8 protein-coding genes and 2 pseudogenes are annotated in these 10,162 nt (G+C 68.4%); 3 read left to right on the forward strand and 7 right to left on the reverse strand.

Features of this window, described 5'->3' with window-relative positions; translation table 11 throughout:
* The 3 genes and pseudogenes from D588_RS24210 to D588_RS0107125 all read right to left on the reverse strand — a co-directional run.
* Nucleotides 1-830, reverse strand: a pseudogene (locus tag D588_RS24210) (hypothetical protein); the annotation flags it as partial.
* 157 nt (nucleotides 831-987) lie between these two features.
* Nucleotides 988-2,478, reverse strand: coding sequence for a ribonuclease G (rng, locus tag D588_RS0107120; RefSeq protein ID WP_010340444.1), 1,491 nt, complete (start codon nucleotides 2,476-2,478; stop codon nucleotides 988-990).
* Nucleotides 2,478-3,044: a Maf family nucleotide pyrophosphatase gene (locus D588_RS0107125; protein WP_017915486.1), complete on the reverse strand. Its 567-nt coding sequence runs from the start codon at nucleotides 3,042-3,044 to the stop codon at nucleotides 2,478-2,480. The genes rng and D588_RS0107125 overlap by 1 nt, the downstream gene beginning before the upstream one ends.
* A gap of 133 nt (nucleotides 3,045-3,177) precedes the next feature.
* Between D588_RS0107125 and D588_RS0107130 the strand changes: the two genes are divergently transcribed.
* The 3 genes from D588_RS0107130 to D588_RS0107140 all read left to right on the forward strand — a co-directional run bounded on the left by D588_RS0107130 (nucleotide 3,178) and on the right by D588_RS0107140 (nucleotide 7,743).
* The gene (locus D588_RS0107130) at nucleotides 3,178-3,918 is read left to right on the forward strand and encodes an SIMPL domain-containing protein (protein WP_017907288.1); all 741 of its coding nucleotides are present in this window, start codon (nucleotides 3,178-3,180) and stop codon (nucleotides 3,916-3,918) included.
* A 233-nt stretch (nucleotides 3,919-4,151) separates the two neighbouring features.
* Nucleotides 4,152-4,823, forward strand: coding sequence for an energy transducer TonB (locus D588_RS0107135; RefSeq protein WP_017915488.1), 672 nt, complete (start codon nucleotides 4,152-4,154; stop codon nucleotides 4,821-4,823).
* Between the two features lie 163 nt (nucleotides 4,824-4,986).
* The gene (locus D588_RS0107140) at nucleotides 4,987-7,743 is read left to right on the forward strand and encodes a TonB-dependent receptor (RefSeq protein ID WP_017915489.1); all 2,757 of its coding nucleotides are present in this window, start codon (nucleotides 4,987-4,989) and stop codon (nucleotides 7,741-7,743) included.
* A gap of 144 nt (nucleotides 7,744-7,887) precedes the next feature.
* Here the strand turns inward: D588_RS0107140 and rlmH are convergent, their stop codons facing one another.
* From rlmH to D588_RS24215, 4 genes and pseudogenes are all read right to left on the reverse strand, one after another.
* A complete protein-coding gene (gene rlmH, locus D588_RS0107145) occupies nucleotides 7,888-8,358 on the reverse strand; it encodes a 23S rRNA (pseudouridine(1915)-N(3))-methyltransferase RlmH (protein ID WP_017915490.1) in 471 nt (156 codons plus the stop codon).
* Nucleotides 8,359-8,380: 22 nt separating this feature from the next.
* On the reverse strand, nucleotides 8,381-9,538 hold the full coding sequence (locus D588_RS0107150) for a J domain-containing protein (RefSeq protein ID WP_026143467.1): 1,158 nt from the start codon (nucleotides 9,536-9,538) through the stop codon (nucleotides 8,381-8,383).
* Complete coding sequence (rsfS, locus tag D588_RS0107155; protein ID WP_017907284.1) at nucleotides 9,531-9,944, reverse strand: ribosome silencing factor; 414 nt, start codon at nucleotides 9,942-9,944, stop codon at nucleotides 9,531-9,533. Before rsfS ends, D588_RS0107150 begins: the two co-directional genes overlap by 8 nt.
* Before the next feature lie 56 nt (nucleotides 9,945-10,000).
* Nucleotides 10,001-10,162, reverse strand: a pseudogene (locus D588_RS24215) (nicotinic acid mononucleotide adenylyltransferase); the annotation flags it as partial.

The following is a 10,162-nucleotide window of genomic DNA, read 5'->3' on the forward strand; positions in this document are numbered from 1 at the left end:
GGAGCGCCGCGCAGGCGCAGCGCGCGCAGCGTGGCGTCCACGGTCACCCCGGCGACCCGGCGCTGCTGCAGGTCCAGCCAGGCCTGGACGTCGCCGACCCCGCCCTGCAGTTCGATGCCTGCCGCATGCAGCAGGCCGGCCCAGCCCGCCAGTTCCGCCGGGCGCACCGCCAGGTAGGCCTGGCCGTCGCCACTGCGACGGTCCAGGTCCAGCACCGCGGTCAGCGGCGCCTGTTGCAGATCGCTCCAGCCGTGCACGCCCACCTGCAGGCGCTCGCCGTTCACGCGCATCCGCAGGTCGATCTTCGGCACCTGCGCTTCCAGGCCCAGCGACGGGGCGTGTACACGCAGGCGTCCATCGATGACCTGCAACTCGCCCAGCCCTTCCAGCGCATCCAGCGGATCGCCGCCCTGCCCCGAGGTCGGCAGGCCCTGCACGCTCCAGTTGCCGTCGTCGGCGCGCAGCAGGGTCAGCGCCAAGCCGCGCAGGCGCAGTTCGGTGAACGAGCGCCCGGGCAGCAATCCCGCGTACATCGACACCAGCACCTCGGCCTGGCCGATGCGCACGCCGTCGCCGGCACCGATGCGCAGCCCGTCCAGGCGCAGCAACGGACCGCGCCGAGTCCAGGCCGTCTCCAGCCGGTCGAAGCGGATCGGCCGCCCGGCGCGCTCGCTCAGCCACGCCGCCACCTGCTGCGGATGCCGCTCCACGAACGGCAGCGCCTGGCTCAGCGCGCCCACCGCCAGGGCCACGCACACCAGCCCGATCGCCACCGCGTAGAACGCGAAACGGCGAGCCAGGCGCAGGCGGCGGCGCAGCGGGGTGTGCATCAGGGGCGGGGAATGGGGAATCGGGAATGGGGAATCGCAAAAGCAGCACGCGAACTGCTCATTGCCGTGTGAAATTCGGCCGAGGAATCCAGGGATGCGTCAGCGCGAACAGCGCGCTCTTCCCCCATTCCCCATTCCCGACTCCCGATTCCCAGCCTCACAACAACACCACGTCGAACTGCTCCTGCAGGTATTGTTCGTCGGCCTGGAAGCGGATGGTCTTGCCGAGGAATTCCTCCAGCTCGGCCACCGCCGCCGATTCCTCGTCGGTGATGCGCGCCACCACCTTGGTCGAGGCGATCACCAGCAGCCGCGCCGCGTCGAACTGGCGCACCGCGCGGGTGATCTCGCGGAAGATCTCGTAGGTCACGGTCTCGGCGGTCTTGATCGAGCCGCGCCCGCTGCATTCCGGGCACGGCTCGGACAGCTGCCGCTCCAAGCTCTCCACGGTGCGCTTGCGGGTCATCTCCACCAGGCCCAGCGGCGAGAACTCGTACACCGTGGTCTTGGCGTGGTCGCGCGAAAGCGCCTTCTCCAGCGTGCGCAGCACCTGGCGGCGGTGCTCGGCATCGTCCATGTCGATGAAGTCGATGATGATGATGCCGCCGAGGTTGCGCAGGCGCAGTTGCCGCGCCACCGCCTGCGCCGCCTCCAGGTTGGTGCGGAACACCGTCTCCTCGAGGTTGCGCTGGCCCAGGAACGAGCCGGTGTTGACGTCGATGGTGGTCATCGCCTCGGTCTGGTCGATGACCAGGTAGCCGCCGGACTTCAGCGGCACCTGCTTGTCCAGTGCGCGGGCGATCTCGTCCTCGACCCCGTACAGGTCGAAGATCGGACGGTCGCCGGTGTACAGCTCCAGGCGCTCGGCCAGCACCGGCATGTACTTGGCGACGAAGGCCTGCAGCCGTTCGAAGGTCTCGTGCGAATCCACCTTGACCTTCTCCACGTCCTTGCGGATCAGGTCGCGCACCGCGCGCAGCGGCAGGCTCAGGTCCTCGTAGATGATGCTGGCCGGGGCGCCGTCGCGACCGCGCCGCTCGACCACGTTCCAGACCCGAGACAGGTAGGCGATGTCCTCGGCCAGGGCCTCGGCCGGCTGGCCCTCGGCATTGGTGCGGATGATATAGCCGAAGCCGCCGTGGCTGGCGGCCAGGTCGGCGACCAGGGTCTTCAGCCGCTGCCGCTCGGCCTCGTCCTCGATCCGCGCCGACACCCCGATCACCCGCGACTGCGGCAGCAGCACCAGATAGCGCGAGGGAATGCTGATCTGCGTGGTCAGCCGCGCGCCCTTGCTGCCGATCGGATCCTTGACCACCTGCACCACAATGTCCTGGCCGTCGCGCAGCAACTCCACGATCGGCACCGCGGCCGAGACCGGCAATGGCGTCGCCTCCTCGGTGTCGCCATTGCCGACCGGCGCCGGCCGCACCACGTCGTTGGCGTGCAGGAACGCCGCGCGCTCCAGCCCGACCTCGACGAAGGCCGCCTGCATGCCCGGCATCACCCGCTGCACCCGACCCTTGTAGATATTGCCGACCACGCCGCGGCGCCAGCCGCGCTCGATGTGCAGCTCCTGCAGCATGCCGTTCTCGATGACGGCCACCCGGGTCTCGCGTGGTGTGACGTTGACCAGGATCTCTTGCGACATCACAGCACTCCGAAGGTGCGCAGCAGGTGGTGGGTCTGGTGCAGGGGCAGGCCCATCACCCCGGAATAGCTGCCGTCGAGACGGCTGACGAAGCGTTCGGCGCCGCCCTGAATCGCATACGCGCCGGCCCGCCCCATCGGCTCGCCGCTGGCCACGTAGTCGGCGATGTCGCGTGCGGACAAGTCGGCGAAGGTCACCGCCGTGGGCACCAGCACCAGCTCCTCGCGTCCGGCGGCGACCAGCGCCACCGCGGTCATCGCCTGGTGGGTGCGCCCGGACAGGGCCGCCAGCATCGCCGCCGCATCCTCGGCGTCGGCCGGCTTGCCGAACACGCGATCGTCCAGCACCACCTCGGTGTCAGCGCCGAGCACCACCGCGTCGGCGGCGTCGGCCAGTTGCGCGAAGCCGGCGCGGGCCTTGTCCAGCGCCACCCGGCGCACATAGGCCTGCGCCGACTCGTCGGCCGCGCGCACTTCCGGCACCTCGAGGTCGAGGATCCGGAACGGCACGCCGAGGCGGGTCAGCAGTTCGTTTCTGCGAGGGGAACGGGACGCGAGATACAGCATGGCCGAAGGATAACCCGACCGGACTGACTGAACGATCGCTAATTGCGGGACGATCGCTTCGACCCCGGCGAAGATCACGACGCGTTCATCGTCGCGGCAACACCCTCGCCCAATCTTCACAAGGAGAACATCGATGCGCGCATTGTCCGTCCGCCCGCTGCTGCTGGCCCTGTCCCTCGCCCTAGGAGGCACGATGACCGCCCACGCCCAATCCGCCGCGCCCGGCTACGCCGTGCCCGCCGACGGCACCCTGCTCAACATCGCCGCGCAGGCCGAGGCCAAGCGCGCGCCCGACGTCGCCGCCATCTCCGCCGGCGTGGTCACCCAGGCCACCGACAGCGCCGCGGCGATGCGCCAGAACGCCGAGCAGATGACCAAGGTACTGGCCGCGATCCGCGCCGCCGGCATCGCCGACAAGGACGTGCAGACCAGCGGGGTCAGCCTCAACCCGCAGTACAAGTACGCCGAGAACCAGGCGCCGCAGATCATCGGCTACCAGGCCAACAACTCGGTGAACCTCAAGGTGCGCGACATCGCCAAGCTCGGCAAGGTGCTCGACGCGCTGGCCGCGCAGGGCGCCAACCAGATCAACGGCCCCACCTTCGAGATCGACGACCCGGAACCGCTGTACGACCAGGCCCGGGTCGATGCGCTGAAGAAGGCGCAGGCACGCGCGCAGACCTACGCCAAGGCGCTGGGCCTGCACGTGCGGCGCATCGTCAGCATCTCCGAAGGCAGCAGCGGCGGCGTGCGCCCGCCGATGCCGATGATGCGCGCGATGGCGATGAAGGCGGAGATGGACAGCACCCCGGTCGCGCCGGGCGAGAGCAGCGTCTCGGTCAACCTGGATGTGGTGTTCGAACTGGGCAAGTAAGCCCGGTCCGCCCCCTCCTTCGCGACGGCGCCTGCGGGCGCCGTCGTCGTTTTCGGTCCGCCGCAGCGCCCCTCGTCAATACGGCACCCGGCCTCGATCGCCGCCGCCTCTTGCCAAAGTGCCCGCGACCGGCGCACTGTCGAAACGCGGACGGGCGCGATGACCCCATCCGTCGCCCCCGTGCGTTTTTGCCGTACCGCAGTCCACGACACTCCTATCGCAGAGGTGGATCCATGGTTCGCACGCAACTCCCCGCCCCGTCCTTCCGCATCGACCTGTCCCGGGTCCTGGCCTACAGCACCGCGATCGCCCTGCACGTGCTGGCCGCTCTGTTGCTGCTGCTTCCGCTCTCGCACGTGACCGCGCCACCGGAACCGGCGCAGGTGCAGCCGCCCTGGCAGCAACCCGTGGTGATTCCGGTCACGCCGACGCCGCCCACCATCCCCACCGTCGAGAAACAGCTGCCGACGCAGCCGCGTACGCCGACCGCAGTCCCGGTGCCGACCCCGACGCCGGCGCCGCTGTTCGACAGCAGCCCGGTGGTGCTGGACAGCGCGCCCAACGTCGACCCCGCGCCCAGCATCGCCGCGCCCAGCCTGCCGCCGGCGAGCGTGAGCGCGCCGGTGGACGGCATGCAGTTGCAGTACCTGCGCGCGCCGGCGCCGCCGTATCCGCGCGACGCGCTGCGCGATCGCCTGCAGGGCAGCGTGCTGCTGCGGGTGCTGGTCGGCACCGACGGGCAACCGCTGCAGGTCAGCATCGAGAAGAGCAGCGGCCACCGGGTGCTGGACCAGGCCGCCCGCGACCAGGTGCTCAAGCGCTGGGCGTTCAAGCCGGCGCTGCAGAACGGCACGCCGGTGCAGGCGTACGGACTGGTACCGGTCGATTTTTCGCTCGACCGCTAAATCACCCCGGCGCGGCCGGCCGGCATTCGCCGGCCGGTCGTGTTAATCTAAAATTCACTATTTATTCACGATAGATACACCTAGATGAGAGACAGCCGGCCACCAAGACGTCGGCGCTTTCGTCAGAAAGTCACAACCTGCGTTTCCAGTTAGGAGAGAAACTGTGAACATCCCGACCCAACGGCGTGCAACCCGCCGTACGCTGCTGTGTGCCTCCGTCGCCGGCGTTCTCGCCACCCTCGCAGGGCCCGCCGCCCTCGCCCAGGAAGCGGCCACCAATCTCGACCGCATCACGGTCACCGGCTCCAACATCCCGCGCACCAATACCGAGACCCCGTCGCCGGTGCAGGTGGTCACCCGCCAGGAGATCGACCGCACCGGCAAGACCTCGCTGGCCGAGTACCTGCAGACCCTGACCGCCGACGGCGCTGGCTCGATTCCGAAGACCTTCGGCAACGGCTTCGCCGGCGGCGGCGCCGGCATCTCGCTGCGCGGCCTGGGCGCCGGCTCCACCCTGGTGCTGTTGAACGGCCGACGCATGGCCACCTACGGCCTGGCCGACGACGGCCAGAAGGTCTTCACCGACCTGAGCACCATCCCACTGGACGCGGTCGAGCGGGTCGAAGTGCTGAAGGACGGCGCCTCGGCGATCTACGGCTCCGACGCCATCGCCGGCGTGGTCAACATCATCCTGCGCAGCGATTTCCAGGGCGCGATCCTGCGCGGTTCCTACGGCCTCTCCGGCGACGGCGACGGCGATGCGCGCAAGGCCACCCTGACCGCCGGTACCGGCGACCTCGCCAGCGACGGCTGGAACGCGTTCTTCAGCCTGGACGTGGGCAAGACCGACGCGATCAAGATCAGCGACCGCAAGGACCGCAAGTGGATCGGCACTGGCGATACCCGGCGCTGGGGCTACGGCAACGACGCGCAGTTCCTGGGCGGCGCGTTTCTCAGCGGCGGCACGCGAGGCGGCGTCGGCCCGAACGGCTCGGTGTTCAACACCGCCAACCGCTTGGTGGCACTGCCCGGCTGCGCCGGTCTGACCACCATCCCCGGCCAGAGCGACGCCACCGCGCAGGCGCAGGGCTGCCTGTGGGATCCGGCACAGCAGTTCCGCGATCTGACCCCCGAGGAGAAGTACGTCAACGTGTTCGGCCGCGCCAGCTTCGCCTTCGGCGAGGGCGGCGAGATCTACACCGAGATCGGCTACTCGAAGAAGAACACCGTGTTCTCCAATACCCCTTCCGGCGTATCCGGCGGCTGGGGCTACCCGGGTGGCCCGGTCAACGCCAACAGCGGCGCCGGCGCCACCGTGCTCTACGCCGGCCATCCCGACAATCCCCTGCCCTACGCCGCGCGCCTGCGCTACAGCGCCTGGGACGTGGGCCCGCGCGTCACCGACAACACCAACGAATTCAACCGTTTCCTGGTCGGCGTCAAGGGCAACTGGGGCGACTGGAGCTACGACACCGGCTACCTGCACTCGGGCACCAATCTGGTCAACAAGCGCACCGGCTTCCTGCGCTACAGCGCAGTGCGCTGCGTGCTCGGCAACCCGGCCTGCCCGGCCGGCATCTGGCGGATCGGCGACAACGCCAACCTCAACTCGCAGGCGCTGTACGACTACATCTCGCCGACCATCAGCGCGCGTGCCAAGTCCGAACTGGACATGTTCAACTTCACTGTCTCGCGCAGCCTTGCCGACCTCAAGGGCGGGCCGCTGGGCCTGGCGATGGGCGCGGAATGGCGCAAGACCAGCAACAGCCTGACCCCGCAGACCTATACCGACATCGGCGACATCATCGGCCTGGGCTATTCGGCCTACGACGGCACCCAGAACGTGTATGCCGGCTACGTCGAACTGTCTGCGCCTGTGCTGGAGCAACTGGAACTGTCCGCGGCGCTGCGCTACGACAAGTACGACGGCGGCGACGGCAAGGCCACGCCGAAGCTGGGCGTGAAGTGGACCCCGGCCGAGTGGATCGCGCTGCGCGCCACCTACGCTGAAGGCTTCCGTGCGCCGAATCCGGCCGAGAACGGCGACGGCGGCCTGGCCGCGTTCTCCAATGCCGTCGATCCGGTGCGCTGCGCACTCAGTGCCAGCGAGTGCAACGCGCAGTCCGTGGCGATCATCACCCGCCCGAACCCGGCACTGAAGCCCGAGGAATCCAAGAGCTACTCCGTTGGCTTGGTGCTGCAGCCGACCTCGACCACGTCGCTGACCGTGGACGGGTGGGAGATCAAGCGCACCAACGAAATCGCCCAGGGCAACACCCGAGACGCCATTCTCGCGGGCAACGTCTTGCGCGACAGCAACAACATCGGCGGCGTGCCCAACAGCGGCAGCATCCTGGCGGTCAACACTGCCTACGTGAACGCGAACTCCTCGCGCGTGCGCGGCATCGATACCGACATCCGTCAGACCTTCGAAATCGGTCCCGGCCAGTTGGAGCTGGATGCGCAGTGGAGCCACCTGCTCAAGTTCGAAAGCACCCAGGGCGCAACGACCTATGAGTACGTGGGCACGCATGGAAACTGCGATGTGACCAACTGCATCGGCACGCCACAGGATCGCGTCAACTTCGGCACGACCTGGAAGCAGGACAGCTGGAGCGTGAGCGGTGTGGTCAATTACATCGCCAGTATCGAGAACAAGGACAGCCGAGGCGGCGATTATCTGGCGCAGTACGCCGACGGTACGCCGGTCAAGAAGATCGCCTCGTTCACCACCTTCGATCTGTCGGGCCGCTGGAACATCACCGAGGCGTTCGAACTGAACGCGTCGGTGCAGAACGTGTTCGACCGGATCGCCCCGCTGGATCCGACCACCTACGGTGCGGTCAACTACAACCCGCTGCACTTCAGCGGTGCGATCGGCCGCTACTTCACGGTGGGTGCGAAGTACACGTTCAATTGATCGCGAACGTCGCAAGGCCGTAACGAAAAGCCCGGGCGAAAGCCCGGGCTTTTTTGTTGTCTGAGCGGTGCGCCAGCATCGGCATCACGCACGCATTGCCGCCACGCGCACGCGATCCGCGATCCGCGATCCGCGATCAGGCGATCAGGCGCGATGGTAAGGATGATTGGCCAACATCGCCGCGGCGCGGTAGAGCTGCTCGGCCACCAGCAGCCGCACCAGCATGTGCGGCAGGGTCAGCGGCCCCAGCGACCAGGATTCGCTGGCGACCGCCAGCACCTCCGGCGAATGGCCTTCGGGACCGCCGATCAGGAACGCCAGATCGCGCCCCTGTCCGCGCCAGTGCTCCATGCGCTGCGCCAGTTGCTCGGAACTGTGTTGCTTGCCGGGCACGTCCAGCGCCACCACCAGCGCATTCTTCGGCAGTGCCGCCAGGACTCGGCGGCCTTCGTCCTCGATCGCGCGCTGCGCATCGCGGCCCTTGCCGCGCAGGCCGGGTTCTATCTCGACCAGATCCAGCGGCAACCAGTGCGAGAGCCGCTTGCGGTACTCGGCGAAGCCCTGCGCCACCCAGGCCGGGGCGCGCTCGCCGGTGGCGATGAGGCGCGCCTTCATCGCTGCGCGCGGCAGGCGCGCATCACCAACGCTCGCCCAGCAGCAGGGCGTCGTACATCGCGTCGTCCAGTTCCTGCTCGGCCAGCCGGGCACGCTCCCGCTTCAAACATTGCTTCAGCGTGTCGGCCTGCCGCGCCGCAGCGCGATCGTCGGCACAGGAGCGGATCTCCTCCTGCACCTGCCGCTTGATCTGCGCCAACAGCGCATCCAGGCGCTGCGGCTGCGGCGCGCGCTCGTCTTGAAGACCGTAACGCCCCATGAAGTCATCGACCAGTCCGGCCAATGTCTGCTCGACCTGCCGCAGTTGCGCGGCGAACAGGTCGTTGTAGTCACGGATGCGCTCCTCGGCCATCGCCGCGATGCCGGCCTGATCCAACTGGCCGATTTCCAGTTGCAGTTCCAGCAGTGCCAGCAGGTCGTCGTTTTGATACGCCTGGTTGAGCCGCTGCATCAAGGCGGTCTTGCGCTCGCGCTGCTGCGGATCGGGCTCGCGGTCCGGATGCAATGCGGCGACCAGGTTGCGGTACAGCGCGCGACGCGTCTGTTGCGGATCGGCGGCGACCTGCGCGGCCTTGCCTGCACCGGCACGGCGGCGCTTGTCGCGCTGCTGGGCGCGCCCGGCCGCATGCGCCTGCTGTGCGTGCAGCCGCTCCTGGATCTGCGCATACAGCGCTTCGGGGGAGTGGATATGCGCCATTTCCTCTTCGGTCAGGCCGAATTCCTCACCGATGACCGACGTCAGCAATGCCTCGGATTCGGCCAGATCCTGGTCGAATCCAAGGGGGCTATGCCGGTCGTAGATGTCCTTCAGGCCATCGTTGTCGCCGTCCCGGATCAACAGCGCAGCCAACTCGCAAATGAGCTCGGACAGATCGGCGCGATCGCGCTTGCTCAACTTGAAGGTGGCATGCGCTGCGTCCAGTTCCCGCAACAACCGTACCTGCGCCGCATCGCGCTCCTGCAGCAAGGGATCGACCTGCTCGTGGAAACGCTGCTCCCAGCGCGGCAGCGCGTCCTGCCACGCATGCAACTGCGCACGGGCGCGCTCCAGACGCTTGACCAGGGAGTCGAAGCGCTTGCGTGCCGGCGTCGCGGGTGTCGATTCGGTCGCGCCGACACGCTTGCTGACCGGCAACGCCTCGCTGCCGACGCTGCGCGCGGGATTGCGCCGCTTAGGCATCGCGTGCCGAGTCGTCGTCGTCGCCCGGCGGCTGGTCGCCGACCGTCCACAGCCGCTCCAGCGCATAGAACTCGCGCACCCGCGGCAGCATCACGTGCACCACCACGTCGCCGAGATCGACCAGTACCCACTCGGCCTCGCGCTCGCCTTCCACGCCCAGCGGCATGACATCCAGGCGCTTGGCGTACTTGATGACTTCGTCGGCGATCGACTTGACGTGGCGGGTGGAGGTGCCGGAGACGATGACCAGGTAGTCGGTGACGCTGGACTTTCCGCGCACGTCGATTTCCGCCACGTCCTTGGCCTTGAGTTCCTCGACTGCCTCGCGGACGTGGGCGAGCAGGACCGGCAGCGGCGGCGGCGGATTGGGGACTTGGGTCTTGATGACGTGGGCTTGACTGGACAAAGCGGCGAACTCGATGGAATGGGGCGAATTATAGGCGACCCCGGCAGGGCGCGTATTCAGCCAGCGGCGGCGGCACCGGACGCATACAGAGCATGGTCGCGGATATAGGCCGCCACCGGTGCCGGCAGCAAGGCCGCCCAGTCCTCGCCGGCGGCGATGCGCGCGCGCACCAGGCTGGCAGATTCGCTGCGCAGCGGCTGCCGCAGGCACCACAGCCG

Source organism: Xanthomonas sp. SHU 308 (assembly GCF_000364645.1).
GTDB lineage: Bacteria > Pseudomonadota > Gammaproteobacteria > Xanthomonadales > Xanthomonadaceae > Xanthomonas_A > Xanthomonas_A sontii.